Origin of the sequence: Pseudomonas sp. W2Aug9, assembly GCF_023127755.1 — a bacterium.
GTDB classification, from domain to species: Bacteria; Pseudomonadota; Gammaproteobacteria; order Pseudomonadales; family Pseudomonadaceae; genus Aquipseudomonas; species Aquipseudomonas synxantha_A.
In genome coordinates this window covers 210,010-231,057 of sequence record NZ_SPKL01000027.1, presented here as the reverse complement: position 1 = coordinate 231,057, position 21,048 = coordinate 210,010, and the positions used below count along the sequence as shown (strand labels likewise).

21 protein-coding genes and 1 riboswitch are annotated in these 21,048 nt (G+C 60.9%); of the genes, 12 read left to right on the top strand and 9 right to left on the bottom strand.

Annotated features, from left to right (window positions below):
- Positions 1 to 9 precede the first annotated feature (9 nt).
- Genes E3O56_RS17920 through E3O56_RS17910 form a run of 3 tightly spaced genes read left to right on the top strand, consistent with a single transcriptional unit; the run spans position 10 to position 2,460 of the window.
- Positions 10 to 1,200, top strand: a complete 1,191-nt coding sequence (locus tag E3O56_RS17920) for an FAD/NAD(P)-binding oxidoreductase (RefSeq protein ID WP_248128652.1) — start codon at positions 10 to 12, stop codon at positions 1,198 to 1,200.
- Between the two features lie 26 nt (positions 1,201 to 1,226).
- Positions 1,227 to 1,619 (top strand): hypothetical protein, encoded by a 393-nt coding sequence (locus E3O56_RS17915; RefSeq protein ID WP_248128651.1) that lies wholly within the window; start codon positions 1,227 to 1,229, stop codon positions 1,617 to 1,619.
- 16 nt (positions 1,620 to 1,635) lie between these two features.
- Positions 1,636 to 2,460 (top strand): methyltransferase domain-containing protein, encoded by an 825-nt coding sequence (locus E3O56_RS17910; protein ID WP_103733770.1) that lies wholly within the window; start codon positions 1,636 to 1,638, stop codon positions 2,458 to 2,460.
- 243 nt (positions 2,461 to 2,703) lie between these two features.
- Here the strand turns inward: E3O56_RS17910 and E3O56_RS17905 are convergent, their stop codons facing one another.
- On the bottom strand, positions 2,704 to 2,937 hold the full coding sequence (locus E3O56_RS17905; RefSeq protein WP_248128650.1) for a DUF6124 family protein: 234 nt from the start codon (positions 2,935 to 2,937) through the stop codon (positions 2,704 to 2,706).
- Between the two features lie 427 nt (positions 2,938 to 3,364).
- Here E3O56_RS17905 and E3O56_RS17900 point away from each other — a divergent pair, with 427 nt between their 5' ends.
- On the top strand, positions 3,365 to 3,928 hold the full coding sequence (locus E3O56_RS17900; RefSeq protein ID WP_216091825.1) for a nucleotidyltransferase family protein: 564 nt from the start codon (positions 3,365 to 3,367) through the stop codon (positions 3,926 to 3,928).
- An 8-nt stretch (positions 3,929 to 3,936) separates the two neighbouring features.
- On the opposite strand, the gene chrA is transcribed toward E3O56_RS17900, so the two are convergent.
- Positions 3,937 to 5,136, bottom strand: coding sequence for a chromate efflux transporter (chrA, locus tag E3O56_RS17895; protein WP_248128649.1), 1,200 nt, complete (start codon positions 5,134 to 5,136; stop codon positions 3,937 to 3,939).
- Positions 5,137 to 5,300: 164 nt separating this feature from the next.
- Here chrA and E3O56_RS17890 point away from each other — a divergent pair, with 164 nt between their 5' ends.
- From E3O56_RS17890 to E3O56_RS17880, 3 genes are read left to right on the top strand one after another with little or no spacing between them, the layout of a single operon-like run.
- Entirely contained in the window at positions 5,301 to 5,741 is a 441-nt protein-coding gene (locus E3O56_RS17890) for a TspO/MBR family protein (protein ID WP_003192600.1), read from the top strand.
- Positions 5,741 to 6,670: an alpha/beta hydrolase gene (locus tag E3O56_RS17885; RefSeq protein WP_032880225.1), complete on the top strand. Its 930-nt coding sequence runs from the start codon at positions 5,741 to 5,743 to the stop codon at positions 6,668 to 6,670. The genes E3O56_RS17890 and E3O56_RS17885 overlap by 1 nt, the downstream gene beginning before the upstream one ends.
- Positions 6,660 to 7,151, top strand: coding sequence for a GNAT family N-acetyltransferase (locus tag E3O56_RS17880; RefSeq protein ID WP_078821863.1), 492 nt, complete (start codon positions 6,660 to 6,662; stop codon positions 7,149 to 7,151). Before E3O56_RS17885 ends, E3O56_RS17880 begins: the two co-directional genes overlap by 11 nt.
- Positions 7,152 to 7,304: 153 nt before the next feature.
- On the opposite strand, the gene E3O56_RS17875 is transcribed toward E3O56_RS17880, so the two are convergent.
- The 4 genes from E3O56_RS17875 to E3O56_RS17860 all read right to left on the bottom strand — a co-directional run bounded on the left by E3O56_RS17875 (position 7,305) and on the right by E3O56_RS17860 (position 11,338).
- Positions 7,305 to 8,069 (bottom strand): ABC transporter ATP-binding protein, encoded by a 765-nt coding sequence (locus tag E3O56_RS17875; RefSeq protein WP_248128648.1) that lies wholly within the window; start codon positions 8,067 to 8,069, stop codon positions 7,305 to 7,307.
- Positions 8,066 to 9,070: an iron ABC transporter permease gene (locus E3O56_RS17870; RefSeq protein ID WP_032880229.1), complete on the bottom strand. Its 1,005-nt coding sequence runs from the start codon at positions 9,068 to 9,070 to the stop codon at positions 8,066 to 8,068. The genes E3O56_RS17875 and E3O56_RS17870 overlap by 4 nt, the downstream gene beginning before the upstream one ends.
- Positions 9,067 to 10,077 carry an ABC transporter substrate-binding protein gene (locus E3O56_RS17865; RefSeq protein ID WP_078821862.1) on the bottom strand — a complete coding sequence of 337 codons (1,011 nt, stop codon included), beginning with the start codon at positions 10,075 to 10,077 and terminating at the stop codon, positions 9,067 to 9,069. The genes E3O56_RS17870 and E3O56_RS17865 overlap by 4 nt, the downstream gene beginning before the upstream one ends.
- Positions 10,078 to 10,191: 114 nt before the next feature.
- A riboswitch (cobalamin riboswitch) is annotated at positions 10,192 to 10,386 on the bottom strand.
- Between the two features lie 22 nt (positions 10,387 to 10,408).
- The gene (locus E3O56_RS17860; RefSeq protein ID WP_248128647.1) at positions 10,409 to 11,338 is read right to left on the bottom strand and encodes a DNA/RNA non-specific endonuclease; all 930 of its coding nucleotides are present in this window, start codon (positions 11,336 to 11,338) and stop codon (positions 10,409 to 10,411) included.
- Between the two features lie 136 nt (positions 11,339 to 11,474).
- Between E3O56_RS17860 and E3O56_RS17855 the strand changes: the two genes are divergently transcribed.
- The gene (locus E3O56_RS17855) at positions 11,475 to 12,536 is read left to right on the top strand and encodes a M4 family metallopeptidase (protein ID WP_248128646.1); all 1,062 of its coding nucleotides are present in this window, start codon (positions 11,475 to 11,477) and stop codon (positions 12,534 to 12,536) included.
- Between the two features lie 29 nt (positions 12,537 to 12,565).
- The gene (locus tag E3O56_RS17850) at positions 12,566 to 12,871 is read left to right on the top strand and encodes a protealysin inhibitor emfourin (protein ID WP_228308727.1); all 306 of its coding nucleotides are present in this window, start codon (positions 12,566 to 12,568) and stop codon (positions 12,869 to 12,871) included.
- Positions 12,872 to 12,889: 18 nt separating this feature from the next.
- Here the strand turns inward: E3O56_RS17850 and E3O56_RS17845 are convergent, their stop codons facing one another.
- Positions 12,890 to 14,284: an aldehyde dehydrogenase family protein gene (locus tag E3O56_RS17845; RefSeq protein WP_248128645.1), complete on the bottom strand. Its 1,395-nt coding sequence runs from the start codon at positions 14,282 to 14,284 to the stop codon at positions 12,890 to 12,892.
- A gap of 103 nt (positions 14,285 to 14,387) precedes the next feature.
- Between E3O56_RS17845 and E3O56_RS17840 the strand changes: the two genes are divergently transcribed.
- Positions 14,388 to 15,260: a LysR family transcriptional regulator gene (locus E3O56_RS17840; RefSeq protein ID WP_032881274.1), complete on the top strand. Its 873-nt coding sequence runs from the start codon at positions 14,388 to 14,390 to the stop codon at positions 15,258 to 15,260.
- Positions 15,261 to 15,366: 106 nt separating this feature from the next.
- On the opposite strand, the gene E3O56_RS17835 is transcribed toward E3O56_RS17840, so the two are convergent.
- Together E3O56_RS17835 and E3O56_RS17830 are read right to left on the bottom strand one after the other, a co-directional pair.
- The gene (locus tag E3O56_RS17835) at positions 15,367 to 15,576 is read right to left on the bottom strand and encodes a hypothetical protein (RefSeq protein WP_005789784.1); all 210 of its coding nucleotides are present in this window, start codon (positions 15,574 to 15,576) and stop codon (positions 15,367 to 15,369) included.
- A 101-nt stretch (positions 15,577 to 15,677) separates the two neighbouring features.
- Positions 15,678 to 16,874 carry an amino acid aminotransferase gene (locus E3O56_RS17830; RefSeq protein WP_032880239.1) on the bottom strand — a complete coding sequence of 399 codons (1,197 nt, stop codon included), beginning with the start codon at positions 16,872 to 16,874 and terminating at the stop codon, positions 15,678 to 15,680.
- 343 nt (positions 16,875 to 17,217) lie between these two features.
- Between E3O56_RS17830 and uvrB the strand changes: the two genes are divergently transcribed.
- Both uvrB and gltX read left to right on the top strand, forming a co-directional pair.
- Positions 17,218 to 19,233 carry an excinuclease ABC subunit UvrB gene (gene uvrB / locus E3O56_RS17825; protein ID WP_005789781.1) on the top strand — a complete coding sequence of 672 codons (2,016 nt, stop codon included), beginning with the start codon at positions 17,218 to 17,220 and terminating at the stop codon, positions 19,231 to 19,233.
- Positions 19,234 to 19,419: 186 nt separating this feature from the next.
- Entirely contained in the window at positions 19,420 to 20,901 is a 1,482-nt protein-coding gene (gene gltX / locus E3O56_RS17820) for a glutamate--tRNA ligase (RefSeq protein ID WP_005789780.1), read from the top strand.
- Positions 20,902 to 21,048: the final 147 nt, after the last annotated feature.

Here is a 21,048-nt window from a genome sequence, read left to right as displayed (position 1 = left end):
GGGCGGAATATGCAGAAACGGATAATTATCGTGGGCGGTGGCATGGGCGGCACGATGCTTGCCAATCAACTAGTCACCAAGCTCTATCCTGAAATTCTGCGGGGGCAGCTGAAGATCGTCCTGCTCTCTAACTCTGAGGAGCACTTCTACAAACCCGCCTTCATGTACGTTGCATTCAATCTGTTTTTTCAGGAAGAACTCAAACGTCCAGAGCGCTCATTGTTACGTCCGGAAATAGATTTTCAAGTCGACGAGGTAATTCGTTTTGACTTCGCCAGACAAGAGTTGAGAACACTTAGTGGCAAGCGTCATGGCTATGATTTTCTGGTGATCGCCACCGGTTGCGTTCCTGCTCCGGAACGTATCGAAGGCCTCAAGGAGGCCGGTGACCACTTCTACCAATACGAACCAGCGCGACAACTGGCTCACCGTCTAAGCACCATTGAAAAGGGGCGAATTTTTGTCACGGTTTCTTTTCCCCAGACCCCCAATGTACCGCATCAGTGCGGCATCGCTCCCATCGAAACCACGTTGATGCTTGATGACTTCCTTCGTCGTCGCGGCGTCCGGGACAAGGTAGAAATCATTTACACCTATCCCACCACCGCCCAGTTGTTGCGCAATTGCTTATTCCTACAACGACCCACCGGCGAGATTTTGCCGGGAATCTTCGAACAGAAGAATATTCGCTTTCAACGGGGTTTCACACTGAGCAGAGTCGACCCGGAACAACGAATAGCTTACTCGGAAGAGGGAGATGCACAGCCGTTCGACATTCTGATGGCGACCCCTCCGATTCGTGCAGTTGACGTGGTGCTTGAGTCGGGCGTTTCACAGGCTCAGAACAATGAAGGCTGGCTGCCAACTCATCATGAGACGCTACAGGTTTATGGGCTTGAAGGCGTTTATGTGATCGGTGACACGGTCGATCTACCAGTCAGTAAGGCGGGTGGGGCTTGCCATAACCAGGCGCCGGTGATCGCCAACAATATTGCTGCTGAAATCCGCTTGGGTAGCCCCAATGCAGTGTATGACGGGCGTGTCCAAGCTGTGGCGCAGATGGGCCTAAATGCTGGGATGCCACTTTGGTACGACTATGCCCACGACGTGATGCCGACCCCGCCAAGTAAACTGGGCGGCCTTCTGCGCAATGGATTCAACCGCGGCCTTTACTGGGCTGTGGCTCGAGGAATGCTTTGACCACGCACAGGGAGGAGTAAATTCACATGGATGTCTTCAATGAGTCACTCGCAAAGAGTGCAGATGGTAATACCGACTCGCTAGGCCAGAATGCTGGGATAGAGGCATTACTGGACAAGCTGAAACCGCTTCTGGATGGGGGACGTCTGGACAACCTGGTTGACCTGCTGTCACTGATATCCGACACCGTAGACCTGCTTGACCTCGCCACTGTGGAAAAACTCGCCAGGTTGTTCGAGAGCACCACCGCCGTCACCTGGGGTTTTGGAAATGCGCTACGCATGGCCACGCCCGAGACTGCCGCAGAGGCGGCGCCTCCCAACCTCTATGGGTTGCTGTCGCTCCTCCGCGAAACGGACACCCGCCGTGGCGTTGCACTGCTCCTCAGAACGTTGAATGTCATCGGAAGACAACTCTGATCGGAAGGAATCACGTATGGACATTAAGCCTCAGCCGTCCACGGCAAGGCCTGGTAATACTCAATGGGACCCTCAGGCCTATCTGAAATTTGCTCGATTACGGGAGCGTCCGGTGGTCGAGTTACTGGACCATATTTGCTTGGAAAACCCAGAACGAATCTATGACTTGGGATGCGGTACTGGCATTGCCACTCACCTCCTGGCCAAGCGCTGGCCGCACGCCGATCTGACAGGAGTCGATAGCTCGGCAGAGATGCTTGGTGAGGCCAGCTATCTGCCGATCAAGGCCCTTTGGCATAAAAGCGACTTACAGAGTTGGCAGGCCGGGCAACCTGCTGACCTACTGTTTGCTGCTGCAGTACTGCATTTCATCAGTGGTCACGACGTGTTGCTGCCACGCCTGCTGCGACAACTCAACCCTGGAGGTTGTCTGGCAGCACACATGCCTAATTGGCGTGACGCGCTGTGGTATCAATTGATGCTAGAAACCCTTGATCACGCAGGACTCGATGGCGGCCCATTGGGTACAGCCGAGTTACGTCGGTTCATGGCTGAGCGCCCGGTGCTATCGCTGGATCGTTATTACCGTCTGCTGGCACCATTGACCAAGGATTTGGATATCTGGGAGACCGAACACCTACAGGTGGTGGAAGGTCAGTCGCCGATTTTCGATTGGGTCAAGGTTTCGGCGCTACGGCCGGTGCTCTTGGCGCTGGATGAGTTCGAGCGGCAGTGTTTCCTAGATCACTTCCTGAAGCTGGTTCATGAGTATTACCCGCCTGAGGGGGATGGGCGAACGTTGTTTCCGTTCAAACGCATCTTTATTCTCGCTACTGTCTGAGTATTTATGACGGAACGCAGTTGATGTGTGACTTTGCTCATCTTTTGCAATCAATGGTGTTTACAGTCATCGTCACTTGATGGGCCGCTATTGGCCGATAGCAGTCGCCGCTCTCGTCATCGCAGAGGGCTTTGTGCCGAGGCTGAATCCACCAAAGCCATCAAGCGCCAAATCACCGAGTCGTTGTATGTGGCTTACAACGACGCGACGAGTCATCGGCCTAATGAATTGAAGAACTGATCATCAGCCGGGGCACGGCACTTCGCGGTCGAGGAGTCTGGCGGTAAGCAGTACGCCCAGTTCGCTCAGTTGGTGTATGGCGAGGGCGATGTCGCGGTGTTTGCCGTTGAGGTCTTCGGACAGGTCGAGCAGGAGGGTGCTGACGCTGGTGAAGGTTTCGTAGCTGTTGGTGATGAGGCTTTCGTTGCTGGCGTTGGGGGCAACGTTGAAGAGGGCACTTGAATTTGCTTTTGACATGAGTAGACATCCTGAGTGATGCCACCACCTTTCCGCTACTAAACAGTGGGTGGCAGCTGTACGCAGGTTAGTAGACCGGTGGACATCTAAAGCCGGCGCGCCCGAAGACGCCCTGCGCACAGCCACCATCAAGCACAGACGCACTGTCTGACTGATGAAACTCATGCACTAATAGATACCCAAGCTCAGGCTACTAAACCCGAATCACTGAACAATTCAGCGACCGAGCCACCTTAGAGACGGCCACCCCAGCGCACAAGCCGGCGGATTCTGACGCACGCGTAGGCAATGGAGCAAGGCGCGGTGTGGAAATCGGATTTTGCCTTCAGGCGCTGCGTTATCGTTTGGGTTTTTCGCGAGCAAGCTCGCTCCTACAGAAGTGCCATATTCCGGTGTTATGGTTGGCGCTGACGATGGAGGACTGAACATGACATTGACTGTCGACACCTTGCTCGAATTGGCCATGGCTAACCCGATCAATGCGCAAATCACCGCGCGCCTGCCGGATCTGGGTGTGCAGCAGTGCATGCTCACGGCGGGCTGCCTGTTCCAGGCGGTGTGGAACCATCAGGCGAATCTGCCGGCTGCTCAGGGCGTGAAGGACTATGACGTTTTTTACTTTGACGAGGACCTGTCCTACGAGGCGGAAGACGCGGTAATTCGTGCGGCGCAGGTGCTATTCCAAGACCTGGGGGTGAATGTGGAGGTCAGGAATCAGGCGCGGGTGCACCTTTGGTATGGGCAGCGGTTTGGCCGGCCCTATCCACAGTTGCATTCGGCCAGGCAGGGCGTTGATCGGTACCTGGTGGCGGGCACGTGCATTGCGCTGGAGATTGCCTCCGGCGAGGTGTATGCGCCTTATGGCTTGGAGGATGTGGAGCAGGGGGTGTTGCGGATCAACCCTTTGCACGCAGAGCCCGAGCTGTTTTTGCACAAGGCCAGGAGTTATCAGGCGCGTTGGCCGTGGCTCAAGATTGTCGAGCCGGGCTGAGCCCCCGCTCACAAATCCAGTAACCCCCCGAGTACGCCGCAGCCTATCACCACCAACCATGGCGGCAGCTTCCACACCATCAGCGCGACCAGTGCGAGCAACGCCAGGGCCACGTCATACCCGTTGAAAATCGCGCTGGTCCACACCGGTTGGTACAGCGCCGCCAACAACAGGCCAACCACCGCCGCGTTCACCCCGGCCAGCGCCGCCTGGGTGCGCGGGCTTTTGCGCAGGTTGGCCCAGAAGGGCAAGGCGCCGAAGATCAGCAAAAACGAGGGGGCGAAGATCGCCAGCAGCGCGATCACCCCGCCAAGCCAACCGCTCGGGGCGTGGGTCATGGAGGCGCCGAGGAAGGCGGCGAAGGTGAACAGCGGGCCGGGCATAGCCTGGGTGGCGCCGTAACCGGCGAGGAATACATCGTTGCTGACCCAGTGGCTGGGCACCACTTCGGCTTGCAGTAGCGGCAACACTACGTGGCCGCCGCCGAATACCAGCGCGCCGGTGCGGTAGAAGGCGTCCACCAGCGCCAGCGTGGGGTTGAGCGCCCATGCGGAGAGGAGTGGCAAGCCTATAAGCAGCAGCAAAAACAGCATCAACCACAGGGCTCCGGCACGGCGGCTGATGGCGATGGGCAGCGCGTCGGGCTCGGCACTGCTCTCGGGCTTGAACAGCAACAAGCCGGCCACGCCTGCGACCACCATGACTCCGACTTGAGCCCAGGCGGAGGGTTGCAGCAGCACCACGCAGGCGGCGATCAACATCAACGCCACCCGTAAAACGCCTCGGCACAGGTTGCGTGCCATGCCCCATACGGCCTGGGCCACCACCGCTACGGCGACGACCTTGAGGCCGTGCAGCGCGCCATGGGGGAGGGCGCCGCCGTAGTGGGCCAGCCCCAGGGCAAACAGGATCAGGGCGATGGCCGACGGCAAGGTGAACCCGGCCCAGGCTGCCGCCGCGCCCCGGTAACCCGCGCGGGACAGGCCCAACGCGATACCGACCTGGCTGCTGGCCGGGCCGGGCAGGAATTGGCACAGGGCGACCAGTTCGGCATAGCTGCGCTCGCTGAGCCAGCGGCGGCGGCTGACGAACTCTTGGCGAAAATAGCCCAGGTGCGCAATCGGCCCGCCGAAGGAAGTGAGGCCCAGGCGCAGGAAGATCAGGAACACTGACCAGGGGCTGCTGCGGTGATCGGCAAGCTGAGGCAAGGGGGCGTCTCGGGCAACGATGCTGGATGTTGCCGACCATAACCAATTTTCATGACGCGCAGAAGAGCGGGTATTTTGCTGCTCCCATTGAATTTATCCGCGGTTGCTTGAGTCACTCAAAGCAGTGCATTGTTTTTCCATCCACAGGACCTCAAGGACCGACCATGACCTTTTTCATCTTCCTGCTCGCCTGCGCCGCCGCCGCCAGTACCGGCGTGATCTTCAAACCCGGCGCCTGGTACGAATCCCTGGTCAAGCCCAGCTTTACCCCGCCCAATTGGCTGTTCCCGGTGGCATGGACGATCATCTACCTACTGTTGGCCTGGGCCGGTTACCGCTTGACCCTGATCCCCGGCAGCGAAATGGTGTTGGCCTTGTGGGCAGCGCAGATTGCATTGAACACGCTGTGGACGCCGGTGTTCTTCGGTGCCCATCGGTTGTTCGCCGGGATGGTGATTATCGTGCTCTTGTGGCTCACCGTGGCAGCGATGGTGGTGCTGGCCGTGCGACTGGATTTGATCACCGGCCTGATCCTGTTCCCGTATCTCGCGTGGTTGTGCGTGGCCGCGGCGTTGAACTTCTCGATCCTGCGTAATAATCGCTGATGGCTTACCAGCATTGGCCCGCCAGCGAGCCCGAACTGGCCCAGATGCGCCGCTTCAATCAGAAACTGGCGTGGATGCCGCGCTTTAAAGTCCGCAACCGCGTGACGCCGCGCATGATTCAGGCACTGCTTCGCGCCAGCCAGACGTTCAAGAAGGCGCCCGTGGTTGAGCTGAAAAGGCTGGGCACGGTGCCTGTGCGCATCTTGCGCCCCAGTGGCAAGCTCAAAGGCGTGGTGCTGGATATCCACGGCGGTGGCTGGGTGATCGGCAATGCGCAAATGAATGACGACCTTAACCTCGGCATGGTCAACGCTTGCGATGTGGCGGTGGTGTCGGTGGATTATCGGCTGGCGGTGGATACGCCGATCGAAGGGTTGCTGGACGATTGCCTGACGGCTGCGCGCTGGCTTTTGGCGGACTGCCCGGAGTTTGCCGGTTTGCCGGTGTTTTTCGTTGGCGAGTCGGCCGGCGGGCACTTGGCGGCGGCCACCTTGTTGGCGCTCAAGCAATGGCCCGAGTTGCTCCAGCGGGTAAGCGGAGCGGTGTTGTATTACGGCGTCTACGATTTGACCGGCACGCCCAGTGTGCGCACGGCCGGGCCGGGCACCTTGTTGCTGGACGGACCGGGCATGGTCCAGGCGCTGCGCCTGCTGACGCCGGGGATCAGCGACGAGGCGCGCCGGCAGCCGCCTTTGTCCCCTTTGTATGGGGACTTTGAGGGGCTGCCGCCAGCGCTGATGTTCGTGGGCGAATTGGACCCGCTCAAGGATGACACCCTGCTTATCGCCGAGCGATGGGCGGCGGTTGAGGCCCATCTACTGCCGGAAGCGGCCCATGGGTTTATTCATTTTCAGGTGGCGATGGCCGATCGCGTGTTGGCTTACGCTCGCCAGTGGATAGCGGGTCGGATCCTTGGCGATGAGCGTTAGTATCGAGGCGGTGCAGGCCGCTGACATTCCCCAGGTGCTGAGCTTCGCTTTGCAGGCGCGTGATGAACTGTTTCCGTCGCTCAGTGCCACCGGAGTACCCCAGGATCTGGCGCAGTTTGAAGCCATCTATCTTGAGGGCGGCGGGCGGTTTTTGATTGCTCGTGCCGAAGGCCGGATAGTTGCCTCGGTGGCTTATCGGCCCTACGACGGCCGCTTCCCGCAGTTGAACTATCAGGGGCGCAAGACGGTGGAAGTGGTGCGCCTGTATGTGCTCCCGGCAGTGCGCCGCCTGGGCCTGGCGGGCCAGTTGTACCGCTCGCTGGAGGCGCTGGCGCGGGCGAATGGCGTGGAGGTGATGTACTTGCACACCCATCCGTTTCTGCCCGGCGCGATTGATTTCTGGCGGCGGCAGGGGTTCGAAGTGGTGGATGTCGAGGCCGACCCGATCTGGCAAACAACCCATATGCACCTGCCTCTGTAGAACCAATGTGGGAGGGGGCTTGCTCCCGATGAGGGAGTGTCAGCAAACACATCTATGACTGACCCACCGACATCGGGAGCAAGCCCCCTCCCACATTTTGATCACAGTTGGCTGTCAGGCTGTCACCAGAACAAGCTGCTCCAACCTACAGGTTCAGTTGGAGCGCAGACGCAGGATTTGCGCACCGTCGAACGGGTCTGTCAGGTAATGCCCCTGTACCCCGAATGTCTCTTGCAAACGCTGCGGCGTCAGCACTTGCAGCGGCGCGCCCAGCGCCACCAGGTGCCCGCGATCCAGTACGGCCAGGCGATCACAGGTCAACGCCTGATTCAGGTCATGCAGCGCAATCAAGGTCGTCACCGGCAAGCCTTGCACGCCTTTGAGGATCGCCAGTTGATGCTGGATATCCAGGTGATTGGTCGGCTCGTCCAGTAACAAAATCTGCGGCCGTTGCGCCAGGGCGCGGGCGATGTGTACGCGCTGACGCTCGCCACCGGAGAGGCTGCGCCAGGCGCGTTGGCTCAGGTGGGTGGCGTCTACGTCCTGCAGGGCCTGGTGCACGATGGCATCGTCTTCGCGCGACCACGGGCTCAGCGCCGACAGCCACGGCGTGCGGCCCAGGGCCACGGCATCGAACACGCGAATGGCGTCGTCGGTGTCGGCCTGTTGCTCCACGACCGCCAATTGTTGCGCGATGGTGCGGCGCGGCAACTCACCCAGCGGCTTGCCACCCAGGCGAACATCGCCGCTGGCCGGCACACGTAATCCAGCCAGCAATTTGAGCAGGGTGGATTTGCCTGAACCATTGGGCCCGACGATACCGAGGGTTTCACCCAACTGCACGTCCAGGTCAATGTCACGCAGCAACTGCGCCTCACGCACTTTGAAGCCCAGGCCGCTGCAACTGAGCACGCTCATCGCGCATTCCTCCGGCCAATCAGGATCAGCGCAAACACTGGCGCGCCCACCAATGCGGTCACCACACCCACCGGAATCACCTGGCCCTTGATCAAGGTGCGCGACAGCACGTCCGCAGCGATCAAAAACAGCGCGCCACCCAAGGCGCTGGCTGGCAGCAAGCGCGAATGCCCGGTGCCAAGCAACAGGCGCACCGCGTGGGGAATCACCAAACCGACAAACCCGATGGAGCCGACGATGGACACCATCACCGCCGTCACCAGCGCAGCGCAGGCCACCAGCACAAATTGCACTCGGCGTACGGGGATGCCGAGGGAGGCCGCCGAGTCGCTGCCGAAGGTAAACGCATCCAGTGCGCGACGGTGCCACAGGCACACCGCGAGCCCCACGACCGCCACCGGCACCGCCAACCACACCGACGGCCAGCGCACGCCGCTGAGGTTGCCCAGCAGCCAGAACATAATGCCGCGGGCTTGTTCGGAGCTGGCGGACTTGGTGATCAGGAACGCGGTCAGGGCATTGAACAACTGCGAGCCGGCGATGCCTGCGAGGATGATTTGCCCGGTGCCGCTGGACGAACCGCTGGCCCGCGCCAGCAGCGTCACCAGCGCAAACGCCGCCATCGCCCCCACAAACGCGCCGGCCGATAACGACACCAGGCCACCGCCCACGCCAATCAAGGCAACGAGTACCGCGCCGGTTGACGCGCCGGCGCTGATGCCCAGCAGGTACGGATCGGCCAGCGGGTTACGCAGCAGTGATTGCAGGATCACGCCGCATGTTGCCAACCCTGCGCCGCAGGCTGCGGCCACCAGGGCACGGGTGAGCCGATAGTTCCACACCACACCTTCGTCGATGGGGTCCAGCACGAAGCCTGCGCCCCAGAGTTTATTGGCGAGCACCTGCAGCACCACCTGCGGTTCGATGGCAGTTTCACCGATGGCTACGCCAGCGAGTAGGGCGAGCAGCAGCAACGCCAGGGCGAGTAGGGTGCGCATCATTGGCCCAGGTTATAGCCGTCGATGGCGGCGGCCAGTTGTTCAAGGCCTTCGAAGGTGCGCAGGCTCGCCTGCAACGCCAGGGCGTCGAGGATGATGATGCGGTTGTTCTTCACCGCGTCCATGTTGCGGGTCACGGGGTCGCTGCGCAGGAAGGCGAGTTTCTTTTCATGGTCGTCGGCCGGGTAGCGGCGGCGGTCCATGCGTGCGATCACCAGGAAGGTGGGGTTGGCCTTGGCGATGGTTTCCCAGCCGACGGCGGGCCACTCTTCATCGGACTGCACGACGTTACGCAGGCCTAGGGTTTGCAGCATGAATTGCGGCACGCCCTTATGGCCGGCTACGTAAGGGTCGCTGGCCATTTCGGCGCTGGAAAACCACACCAGTGCGCTGGCCTGCTTCAAGCCTTTGCCCTGCGCCGTAGCGACGGATTTGGCCAGGCGCGCCTTGAGTTCGTCGGTCAGTTGCTGGCCGCGATCCTGTACGTCGAAAATCTGCGCCAGTTGCTGGAGGCTCTGGTAGATCGTCTCGATGCGAAAGGGCTCCAACCGGGTGCCATCGGCGCCCACCAGGTTGTCTTTGCCTTCGCAGTCGGACGGCAACAGGTAGGTGGGGATCTTCAGTTCATGAAACTGCTCACGGGTGCCGACCACGCCTTGGGGCCCTACCACCCATTCCAGCTCGGCGGCCACCAGTTGCGGGCGCTTGGCGAGTACGGCTTCGAAGCTTGGCTCGTTGTTGGCCAGGCGCTCGATGCGGTCGTCCTGGGCCTTGTACTGCGCCGCCACGTTGTTGAACCACAGCGAAGTGCCGACCACTTTGTCGCCCACGCCCAGGGCGTAGAGCATCTCGGTGGCGGCTTGGCCGATGGTCACGCTGCGGGCGGGGGCGTGCTGGAAGGTCAGGGTGCTGCCGCAGTTTTGCACGGTCAACGGGTACTGAGTGGGCGCGGCTTGCGCCAGGGCACACATACCCAAGCCTGCGATCAGGGCGGTAACGCGTGGCAGCATGAGGCGATCTCCTTGTGAACCGTAGATGCAGCAGGGGAGGTACGGCTCGGAAAAACGCCCATGGACGCTGCTGATGGGCAGGGCCAGGATGTCCTTCCCGGACACCCCGCCGGTTAGTGAATTAGCTGGGCCGGCAGGTCTCCTGACTGATGCGTCGTCGCCTTGCTCCCGCCTTCCCGGACGCGGTCCAGTGGCAGTGGGGAGCAGGCTCGGCATCTACAGTTGCGGGGGCAGTTTCGGTTCACGTCGCGTGCGGCGTTTCGAATTCCCTGTTAGTCCCATACGGGAACCGGCGGCGGTATGGTAAGCGATCGCGCCCTGTAGGCGCGAATCAGAGTCGAATGTCTTGCGGCCCGCGGATCAGCGCTTCGATCCGCGTGCCTGTGGCGCGCTCTTCGTTGCTGAACCCGTCGTAGTCGGCCAGGTTGGCGAAGCGGATGCCGGTCAGTTGTTCGATCTGGATCACACTGCGCTGGTAGGTGCGAAGCGGGCCGAATACCAGGTCGAGTTGGCCCAGTTCGCGGCTTTGGTCAATCGTGTAGGCACTGGCCGAGGGCTTGCCATCGTCGCTGAGGTAAGCCACCACTTTCCAGAACGCCTTGGGGATTTTCACGCCACGGTAAAGCCGGTCGTCATCGGCGAACACTGGCCCGGTAAACACCGTGGCCCGGGCTTTCCAGCGCTGGGTGTTGTCGAGGATGTAGTCTTCGAGCTCCAGCCAGGTTTTCTGGTTGAAGCCGCTCATTTGAGGGGAGCAGTTGGTGAAGTGAAAGGTGTCGAAGTTGGCGGTGTTCGCCTCGTCGCCCCAGTTGGGGTCCTGGCGCCGTACCAGGTGGCCGCGGTCCAGGCCATTGCCGGCATAGAGGTCTTCACCTATTTGGGCGTCCAGGGGCAGGCGGCCATCGTAGGCCCAGGTGTCGTTGCTGCGCGTGATGTCCACATGCTTGGCGCCGTCGATATTGACCCCCACGTAGAGCGCCAATCGTCGGGAGCGCGACATGGTGATGGAGAAATGCGTGTAGTCCAGGCGCTTGGGTTGCACGTCGCCCGCCAGTGGCTCGCCAACCGTGGGCCATGGCACCACGAAATCGCTGAGGAAATCGTCGGCATAGCCCGCGCGGTTTTTGAAGTCCTTGGCCGCTGTGACACGCGGCGTCGCGGCTCTGGCTTCCAGCAGGGTGGGGCTGGCCGCGACCAATGGACGCAGGTCGGCGAGCCTTGGGCGGTGGGAAAGGTCGATTTTGGCTGTGCGAGCGGGCATGGGCATGTTCCTTATGGGCCTCGGATAAACACCACTGAAACACAAACTCATGACAATTTGGCCCAGGGGGCGAACACAGGGCTATCCTGAAAACCGTTACCCGGACGTTCATCACACGCCAAAAAGGAGCCAGCTCATGTGTGTTCGCCAACTGCGCAACCCGATTTTCTGCCTGATCCCGCCGTACATGCTCGACCAGATCGCCCGCCACGGGGATAAAGCCCAGCGGGAGGTCGCATTACGCACGCGCGCCAAGGACAGCACGTTCCGGTCGTTGCGTATGGTCGCGGTACCCGCCAAGGGCCCGGCCCGCATGGCACTGGCCATGGGCGCCGAGAAGCAACGCTCGATCTACAGCGCCGAAAACACCGACAGCCTGCCCGGCAAGCTGATTCGCGGCGAAGGGCAGCCCGCCAGTGGCGATGCCGCAGTAGACGAAGCCTATGACGGCCTGGGCGCGACCTTCGATTTTTTTGACCAGGTATTCGACCGCAACTCCATCGACGATGCGGGCATGGCGCTGGACGCCACGGTGCACTTCGGCCAGGACTACAACAACGCGTTCTGGAATTCGACCCAGATGGTGTTCGGCGATGGCGACCAGCAGTTGTTCAATCGCTTCACCGTGGCACTCGACGTCATTGGCCATGAGTTGGCTCATGGCGTGACCGAGGATGAGGCCAAGCTGATGTACTTCAACCAGTCCGGCGCGCTGAACGAGTCGCTGTCGGATGTATTCGGTTCGTTGATCAAGCAGTACGCGCTGAAGCAAACGGCCGAGGACGCCGACTGGTTGATCGGCAAGGGGCTGTTTACCAAAAAGATCAAAGGCACCGCTCTGCGTTCGATGAAAGCCCCGGGCACCGCCTTTGATGACAAGCTGCTGGGCAAAGACCCGCAGCCGGGGCATATGGATGATTTTGTGCAAACCTACGAGGACAATGGTGGCGTGCATATCAATTCCGGCATTCCCAACCACGCGTTCTATCAGGTGGCGACCAAGATTGGCGGGTTCGCCTGGGAGCGTGCAGGGCGGATCTGGTATGACGCACTGCGCGATTCGCGGCTGCGGCCCAATTCCGGCTTTTTGCGTTTTGCGCGTATCACCCATGATATTGCCGGTCAGCTTTATGGCGTAAACAAGGATGAGCAGAAGGCGGTCAAGGCAGGCTGGAAAGCGGTGGGCATTAACGTTTGACGAAGCCGCCTGTGCGGCGAGGAACAGCCATGCGAATTTCAATCAAGGAAAGCGGCGGGGCGGCGTTTTTTCCAGGGTTGGTCAAACCGCGCAGCGTCGAACTGGACGCGCTGCCCGAGCAGGACCAGCAAGAGTTACGGCAACTGATCGAAGACTCGGGTTTCTTTCGGTTGCCGCAAAGCACTCGCCCTGAACCAGGCAACCCCGGCCAGGTGCATTACACCCTGACAGTGACGGAAGGCGCGCGCGAGCACACGGTCTGTGTGCTCGCGCCGGTAAAATCCCAGGCCCTGGATGGTTTGGTGCAGTGCGTGCGACGACATATTAATTGTTGAAGCACCAAGGCTGGCAGGCTACTTACGATCCAGCCACACCGTCTGCGCATTGCAGAACTCGCGTACACCGAAGTGCGACAGCTCGCGACCGAACCCGCTCTTCTTCACGCCGCCAAACGCCACCCGAGGGTCCGACACGCTGAACGCGTTGACGAAGACCCCGCCGGTTTCCAGCTGGTCGGCAATCGCTCGCGCCTTTGCCGAGTCGGCCGTGAAGATGCTGGCCGTCAGGCCGAACTCGCTGTCGTTGGCCAGGGCCACGGCGTGGTCGGCGTCGCGGGCGGTGATGATCGACGCCACGGGGCCGAACAGTTCCTGTTTGAACGACGTCATTTGGTCGGTGACGTCGGCCAGTACGGTCGGCTCATAGTAATTGCCCGCGCCCGCGACTTTATGGCCGCCCAGCAGCAGCCTGGCGCCTTCTTCCAGGGTCGCCTGGACCTGGCCGTGCAGTTCGTCACGCAGATCAAAACGCGCCATGGGGCCAATATAGGTGGCGGTCGAGGTGGGTTCGCCCATCACCAGGGCGCGGCTGGCTTCCAGGAATTTGGCAGTGAAGGCTTCAACCACGCCCGCTTCGATGATCAAGCGCTTGGCGGCGGCGCAGACCTGGCCGCTGTTCTGGAAGCGGCCGATGACGGCAGCTTGTACGGCGGCGTCGAGGTCGGCGTCGTTGAGCACGATAAACGGGTCGGAGCCACCCAGTTCCAGCACGCATTTTTTCAATGCGGCCCCGGCCTGTGAGCCGATGGCAATACCGGCGCGAACGCTGCCGGTGAGCGTCACGGCGGCGATGCGCGGGTCGGCGATGGCGGTGGATACGCCGTCCTGGGTCACGTTGATCACTTCAAACACGCCTTCGGCAAAACCGGCTTTGCGCAGCGCTTGCTGGATCAGGTAGGCGCTGCCCATCACGTTGGGTGCATGTTTGAGCACGTAGGTGTTGCCGGCGAGCAGAGTCGGCACGGCGCCGCGCAGTACTTGCCATACCGGGAAGTTCCACGGCATCACCGCGAGAATCGGGCCCAGTGGGCGGTATTCGATCCGGGCGCTGCCGTTGTCCACCAAGGTAGGTTCCGGGGCGAGCATGGCCGGGCCGTGGGCGGCGTACCACTCGCTGAGCTGGGCGCATTTTTCAATCTCGGCGCGGGCCTGGGCGATAGGCTTGCCCATTTCCAGGGTGATCATCTGCGCCATGTCTTCGGCTTGCTCACGCAGGGCGGCAGCCAGGGCCAGCAGGTATTCGGCGCGCTGGTTCACCGGGGTGTGGCGCCAGGTACGGAAGGCATCGGTCGCGCGGGTGAGGGCGGCATCCAGTTGTGCTGCGCTTTCATAGGGGTAGCTGGCAACGGTTTCACCGTTGGCGGGATTGATCGACAAGGCGTGGGTCTGGTGGGAAATAGCGTTGTTCATGGCACCGTCCGGCTGAATGAGTGGAATGGGACCAGCGTACGGGGCTGTATCTTTTCTGGAAACTGAATAATATTAAGCAATACGTTCATGAATGGAGAATGACTTGGATCTGGTGCAGCTGGAAATCTTCAAGGCGGTTGCCGAACAAGGCAGCATCAGCGCCGCCGCACAGTTGATTCATCGGGTGCCGTCGAACCTCACCACGCGCATCAAGCAACTGGAGCAGGATTTGGGCGTGGAGTTATTCATCCGTGAGAAGAGTCGATTGCGTTTGTCCCCTGCGGGGTGGAATTTCCTCGGCTATACGCGGCGCATTCTCGATCTGGTGCAGGAAGCCCGCGCCACGGTGGCGGGGGAGGAGCCCCAAGGCGCCTTTGCCCTGGGCTCGCTGGAGAGCACGGCGGCCGTGCGTATCCCGGCGTTACTAGCGGCGTATAACCAGCAATACACCAAGGTGGAGTTGGACCTGAGTACGGGCCCCTCGGGCACCATGATCGAAGGCGTACTGTCGGGCCGGCTGACGGCGGCCTTTGTCGATGGCCCGGTGCTGCACTCCACGCTGGAGGGTGTGGCGGTGTTTGAGGAGGAGATGGTGGTGATCGCGCCGCTGCATCACGCGTCGATCAGCCGGGGGCAGGATGTGAATGGCGAAAACATCTATACGTTTCGCTCGAACTGTTCGTACCGGCACCACTTCGAGCGCTGGTTCTCACAGGATGGCGCGGTGCCGGGCAAGATCTTCGAGATCGAGTCATACCATGGCATGTTGGCCTGTGTCAGCGCCGGGGCCGGGCTGGCGCTGATGCCGCGCAGTATGCTGGAGAGTATGCCGGGGTGCGCGGCGGTGAGTGTGTGGCCGTTGACGGACAGCTTTCGACTGCTCAATACCTGGCTGATCTGGCGGCGGGGCACGGTTTCGCAGAGTTTGAACAGTTTCGTAAAACTGCTGGAAGAACGCAATCTGCCAGCATCCTAGATCAAATGTGGGAGCTGGCTTGCCTGCGATAGCGGTGTGTCAGTCAATGAATCTTTAACTGAACCGCCGCTATCGCAGGCAAGCCAGCTCCCACAGGTGTCTTGCATCAGCCGCCAAATTGCAGGGTGCCCATGGCCAGCTTGGCCATGATTGCCGTCGCGCCCAGTTGTACCAGCCATAACGCCAACCCACCCAGAAATACCCCCAGCGCCACTTGCAGCACCAGGCTCTTCTGGCGCTTGGCTTGCGGTGCGCGTGGGGCATAGTCGTGCAATTCGTCGCGGTCGGCGCGCAGGTCCAGGTCATCGTTTCTCATAGGGTTCTCGCAGCAAGGAGGCAGTCGACGTTCAGTCTAGTGTGTTCGCCAATAAAAAGGGGGAAGCCAATGGCTTCCCCCTTCGTCTAACGCTTGCCGGCTTACAGCACCTCGACAATCGCCTTGGTCACCGCACCAATGTTCGACTGGTTCAGCGCCGCCACACAGATGCGACCGGTGTCCAGTGCATAGATGCCAAACTCGGTGCGCAGGCGGGTGACTTGCTCAACGGTCAGGCCGGAGTAGGAGAACATCCCGCGCTGGCGACCGACGAAGCTGAAGTCGTGACCTGGCGCAGCCTTGGCCAGCTCGGCCACCATCTGCTCGCGCATACCGCGAATGCGCAGGCGCATCTCGGCCAACTCGGCTTCCCACTGAGCGCGCAGCTCAGGGTTGTTCAACACTGCGGCAACGATGGCCGCGCCGTGGGTGGGCGGGTTGGAGTAGTTGGTGCGGATCACGCGCTTGACCTGGGACAGGATGCGCGCGCTTTCTTCCTTGGACTCGCTGACGATCGACAGCGCGCCTACGCGCTCGCCATACAGCGAGAACGACTTGGAGAACGAGCTGGACACAAAGAAGGTCAGGCCCGACTCAGCGAACAGGCGCACTGCGGCGGCGTCTTCGTCGATGCCGTCGCCAAAGCCCTGGTAGGCCATGTCGAGGAACGGCACCAGGTTCTTGGCCTTGACCACCTCCAGCACGTTTTGCCAGTCGGCCGGGCTCAGGTCGACGCCGGTCGGGTTGTGGCAGCAGGCGTGCAGCACCACGATGGACTGTGGTGGCAGGGCGTTGAGGTCTTCGAGCAGGCCGGCACGGTTCACGTCGTGGGTGGCCGCGTCGTAGTAGCGGTAGGTCTGCACCGGGAAACCGGCTTTTTCGAACAGCGCCTGGTGGTTTTCCCAGCTTGGGTCGCTGATGGCAACAACGGCGTCGGGCAGCAGTTGCTTGAGGAAGTCGGCGCCGATTTTCAGCGCGCCAGTACCGCCGACGGCCTGGGCGGTAATCACACGGCCGGCACTCAGCAGGGGCGACTGCGCACCAAACAGCAGCTTCTGCACGGCCTGGTCGTAGGCCGCGATGCCGTCGATCGGCAAGTAGCCACGGGCGGCGTGTTGCGCCACACGAATGGCTTCCGCTTCGGCAACGGCACGCAAGAGTGGAATCTTCCCCTCCTCGTTGCAGTAAACGCCCACGCCAAGGTTGACCTTGGTGGTTCGTGTATCGGCGTTGAATGCTTCGTTGAGGCCCAGGATAGGATCGCGTGGTGCCATTTCGACAGCGGAGAACAGGCTCATTTTTGCGGCAGCTCTATGGGGGAAGGGAGGGACGTGTCGCGCTCCAGCCGAATGCACTAGAGCGGTGCACAAACGGGGAGCTAGTATAGAGGCCATCACCGCGCAGGGCGACAGCCGAAATGGCTTTTCGGCCAAGTTTTTCGGTTTATTTGCTGACCGTTAGTCTTATTGCAACCTTGAAGGGAAAGGACATGTAGGACGTCAGCCTTGAAACCCGTCACATTCGCCACCACTTCTACAGCTATCATGGTTTTTTCCTGCAACCTGCGATGATTATTCGCGGGTTGCTGAGCTATTTCGTCCCTGGCGGTGTCGAGTCTGGGGTGACTTCACGAGGTACGTTATGTCGGATTTCCAGCTCGTTACCCGTTTTGAACCCGCCGGCGATCAACCGGAAGCCATTCGCCAGATGGTCGAAGGCATCGAGGCCGGCCTGGCGCACCAGACGCTGCTTGGGGTGACCGGTTCCGGCAAGACCTTCAGCATCGCCAACGTGATCGCCCAGACCAACCGCCCGACCCTGGTGCTGGCGCCGAACAAGACCCTGGCCGCGCAGCTTTACGGCGAGTTCAAGGCGTTCTTCCCCAACAACGCGGTTGAGTACTTCGTTTCCTACTACGACTACTACCAGCCCGAAGCCTACGTGCCGTCCTCCGATACCTTTATCGAGAAGGATGCATCGATCAACGACCATATCGAACAGATGCGGCTGTCGGCGACCAAGGCGTTGCTGGAGCGCAAGGACGCGATCATCGTCACCACGGTGTCGTGCATCTACGGTCTGGGCAGCCCCGAAACCTACTTGAAGATGGTGCTGCACGTTGACCGAGGCGACAAACTCGACCAGCGCGAACTGCTGCGCCGCCTGGCGAGCCTGCAGTACACCCGTAACGACATGGACTTCGCCCGCGCCACCTTCCGGGTGCGCGGCGATGTGATCGACATCTACCCGGCCGAATCCGACCTGGAAGCGATCCGCATCGAGCTGTTCGATGACGAAGTCGAAAGCCTGTCGGCCTTCGACCCGTTGACCGGCGAGGTGATCCGCAAGCTGCCGCGCTTCACCTTCTACCCGAAAAGCCACTACGTGACCCCGCGTGAAACCCTGATGGGCGCCATCGAGGGTATCAAGGTCGAGTTGGCCGAGCGTCTGGAATACCTGCGTTCCAACAACAAGCTGGTGGAGGCCCAGCGCCTTGAGCAGCGCACCCGTTTTGACCTGGAAATGATCCTGGAGCTGGGCTACTGCAACGGCATCGAAAACTACTCGCGCTACCTGTCGGGTCGCGAATCCGGGGCGCCGCCGCCGACCCTCTATGATTACCTGCCGCCGGACGCCTTGCTGGTGATCGACGAATCCCACGTCAGCGTGCCGCAGGTGGGGGCCATGTATAAGGGCGACCGCTCGCGTAAGGAAACCCTGGTGGAGTACGGCTTCCGCCTGCCGTCGGCGCTGGACAACCGGCCAATGCGCTTTGACGAGTGGGAGGCCATCAGCCCGCAGACCATCTTTGTGTCGGCGACGCCCGGCAACTATGAAGCCGAGCACGCTGGTCGCGTGATCGAGCAGTTGGTGCGACCTACTGGCCTGGTGGACCCGGAGATTGAAATCCGCCCGGCGTTGACTCAGGTCGACGATCTGCTGTCGGAGATCAACAAGCGTGTGGCTCTGGAAGAGCGGGTGCTGGTTACAACATTGACCAAGCGCATGTCCGAAGACTTGACCGACTACCTGGCCGACCACGGCGTGCGCGTACGCTACCTGCACTCGGACATCGACACTGTGGAGCGGGTAGAGATCATCCGCGACCTGCGCCTGGGGACCTTCGATGTGCTGGTGGGGATCAACTTGCTGCGTGAGGGCCTGGACATGCCCGAAGTGTCGCTGGTAGCGATTCTGGATGCGGACAAGGAGGGCTTCCTGCGCTCCGAGCGCTCGTTGATCCAGACCATCGGCCGGGCGGCGCGTAACCTCAATGGCCGGGCGATCCTGTATGCGGACCGCATCACCGGTTCCATGGAGCGTGCGATTGGCGAGACCCAGCGTCGTCGCGACAAACAGATCGCGTTCAACCTGGAACACGGCATCACCCCCAAGGGCGTGTTCAAGGACGTTGCCGACATCATGGAAGGCGCCACCGTGCCCGGCTCGCGCAGCAAGAAGCGCAAGGGCATGGCCAAGGCTGCCGAGGAAAGTGCCAAGTACGAGAACGAACTGCGCTCGCCGAGTGAGATCACCAAGCGGATTCGGCAGTTGGAAGAGAAGATGTACCAGCTGGCTCGGGACCTGGAGTTTGAGGCGGCGGCGCAGACGCGGGATGAGATTGGCAAGTTGCGCGAGCGTCTGTTGGCTGTTTGATTTGCGTTGATTGGGCTGGCCTCATCGCGGGCAAGCCCGGCTCCCACATTGATCTGTGAGCGCGGTCAAAATGTGGGAGCTGGCTTGCCTGCGATGGCCGCGCCTCGGTTTTCCAGATATCCCCCAGGCTGTTACCATTCGCCCCTTGTTTCAATTTTCAGTTTTATCGCCCATTCGAGACCTGCCATGACCACCGTCCGCACGCGCATTGCGCCATCGCCTACTGGGGATCCCCACGTCGGTACTGCTTACATCGCCTTGTTCAACTACTGCTTTGCCAAGCAGCATGGTGGTGAATTCATCCTGCGGATCGAAGATACCGATCAACTGCGCTCCACCCGTGAGTCGGAACAGCAGATTTTCGATGCCTTGCGCTGGCTGGGCATTACCTGGGCTGAAGGTCCGGACGTCGGCGGCCCGCATGGCCCGTATCGCCAGAGCGAGCGCAGCGACATCTACAAGCAATACACCCAGCAACTGGTCGACATGGGCCACGCCTTTCCGTGCTTCTGCACCGCCGAAGAGCTGGACCAGATGCGCGCCGAGCAACAGGCCCGTGGCGAGACCCCGCGCTACGATGGTCGCGCGCTGTTGTTGTCCAAGGAGGAAGTGGCCGCACGCCTGGCGGCTGGCGAACCCCACGTTATCCGCATGAAAGTGCCGAGCGAAGGCGTGTGCGTGGTGCCGGACATGCTGCGCGGTGACGTCGAAATCCCGTGGGACCGCATGGACATGCAAGTGTTGATGAAGACCGACGGCTTGCCGACGTACTTCCTGGCCAACGTGGTCGACGACCATCTGATGGGCATCACCCATGTGCTACGCGGTGAAGAGTGGCTGCCATCGGCGCCGAAACTGATCCTGCTGTACGAATACTTCGGCTGGGAGCAACCGCAGCTGTGCTACATGCCGCTGCTGCGTAACCCGGACAAGAGCAAGCTGTCCAAGCGCAAGAACCCAACGTCGGTAACGTTCTACGAGCGCATGGGCTTTATGCCTGAGGCGATGCTCAACTACCTGGGCCGCATGGGCTGGTCGATGCCGGACGAGCGGGAGAAATTCTCGTTGCAGGAAATGGTCGACAACTTCGATCTCTCCCGTGTTTCCCTCGGCGGGCCGATCTTCGATATCGAGAAGCTGTCGTGGCTCAACGGCCAGTGGCTGCGTGACTTGCCCGTGGAAGAGTTTGCCAGCCGCGTGCAGCAATGGGCGTTGAACCCCGAGTACATGATGAAGATTGCGCCGTTGGTGCAGGGCAGGGTAGAGACATTCAGCCAGGTCGCGCCCTTGGCCAGTTTCTTCTTTGCCGGCGGCGTGAACCCGGATGCCAAGCTGTTTGAATCCAAAAAGCTCTCCGGCGACCAGGTTCGCCAACTGATGCAGTTGATCCTGTGGAAGCTCGAAAGCCTGCGCCAGTGGGAAAAAGATGCGATCACGGCCACGATCCAGGCGGTGGTGGAATCCCTTGAGCTGAAACTGCGCGATGCCATGCCGCTGATGTTTGCCGCGATCACCGGGCAAGCGAGTTCGGTGTCGGTGCTCGATGCGATGGAAATCCTCGGCCCGGACCTGACCCGTTTCCGCCTGCGCCAAGCCCTTGATTTGCTTGGTGGTGTGTCGAAGAAAGAAAACAAGGAATGGGAAAAGCTGCTGGGCGCCATCGCTTAAGCAGGCCGTTGCAGTGACGAAACCCCGGTTTTCCGGGGTTTCGTCGGTAAGTGATTGTTATCCCGGCAAAAAATTTTGAAAATTGTTGAAAATAAATTTGACACGTTTCCAAACCGCCATTAAGATTCGCCCCGTCCTCACCGATGA

What these genes read in the sequence shown, in the direction of transcription:
- E3O56_RS17920 (WP_248128652.1), top strand. Translation starts at nt 10, where the DNA reads ATGCAGAAACGGATAATTATCGTGGGCGGTGGCATGGGCGGCACGATG.
- E3O56_RS17915 (WP_248128651.1), top strand. Translation starts at nt 1,227, where the DNA reads ATGGATGTCTTCAATGAGTCACTCGCAAAGAGTGCAGATGGTAATACC.
- E3O56_RS17910 (WP_103733770.1), top strand. Translation starts at nt 1,636, where the DNA reads ATGGACATTAAGCCTCAGCCGTCCACGGCAAGGCCTGGTAATACTCAA.
- E3O56_RS17905 (WP_248128650.1), bottom strand. Translation starts at nt 2,937, where the DNA reads ATGTCAAAAGCAAATTCAAGTGCCCTCTTCAACGTTGCCCCCAACGCC.
- E3O56_RS17900 (WP_216091825.1), top strand. Translation starts at nt 3,365, where the DNA reads ATGACATTGACTGTCGACACCTTGCTCGAATTGGCCATGGCTAACCCG.
- E3O56_RS17890 (WP_003192600.1), top strand. Translation starts at nt 5,301, where the DNA reads ATGACCTTTTTCATCTTCCTGCTCGCCTGCGCCGCCGCCGCCAGTACC.
- E3O56_RS17885 (WP_032880225.1), top strand. Translation starts at nt 5,741, where the DNA reads ATGGCTTACCAGCATTGGCCCGCCAGCGAGCCCGAACTGGCCCAGATG.
- E3O56_RS17880 (WP_078821863.1), top strand. Translation starts at nt 6,660, where the DNA reads ATGAGCGTTAGTATCGAGGCGGTGCAGGCCGCTGACATTCCCCAGGTG.
- E3O56_RS17875 (WP_248128648.1), bottom strand. Translation starts at nt 8,069, where the DNA reads ATGAGCGTGCTCAGTTGCAGCGGCCTGGGCTTCAAAGTGCGTGAGGCG.
- E3O56_RS17870 (WP_032880229.1), bottom strand. Translation starts at nt 9,070, where the DNA reads ATGATGCGCACCCTACTCGCCCTGGCGTTGCTGCTGCTCGCCCTACTC.
- E3O56_RS17865 (WP_078821862.1), bottom strand. Translation starts at nt 10,077, where the DNA reads ATGCTGCCACGCGTTACCGCCCTGATCGCAGGCTTGGGTATGTGTGCC.
- E3O56_RS17860 (WP_248128647.1), bottom strand. Translation starts at nt 11,338, where the DNA reads ATGCCCGCTCGCACAGCCAAAATCGACCTTTCCCACCGCCCAAGGCTC.
- E3O56_RS17855 (WP_248128646.1), top strand. Translation starts at nt 11,475, where the DNA reads ATGTGTGTTCGCCAACTGCGCAACCCGATTTTCTGCCTGATCCCGCCG.
- E3O56_RS17850 (WP_228308727.1), top strand. Translation starts at nt 12,566, where the DNA reads ATGCGAATTTCAATCAAGGAAAGCGGCGGGGCGGCGTTTTTTCCAGGG.
- E3O56_RS17845 (WP_248128645.1), bottom strand. Translation starts at nt 14,284, where the DNA reads ATGAACAACGCTATTTCCCACCAGACCCACGCCTTGTCGATCAATCCC.
- E3O56_RS17835 (WP_005789784.1), bottom strand. Translation starts at nt 15,576, where the DNA reads ATGAGAAACGATGACCTGGACCTGCGCGCCGACCGCGACGAATTGCAC.
- E3O56_RS17830 (WP_032880239.1), bottom strand. Translation starts at nt 16,874, where the DNA reads ATGAGCCTGTTCTCCGCTGTCGAAATGGCACCACGCGATCCTATCCTG.
- uvrB (WP_005789781.1), top strand. Translation starts at nt 17,218, where the DNA reads ATGTCGGATTTCCAGCTCGTTACCCGTTTTGAACCCGCCGGCGATCAA.
- gltX (WP_005789780.1), top strand. Translation starts at nt 19,420, where the DNA reads ATGACCACCGTCCGCACGCGCATTGCGCCATCGCCTACTGGGGATCCC.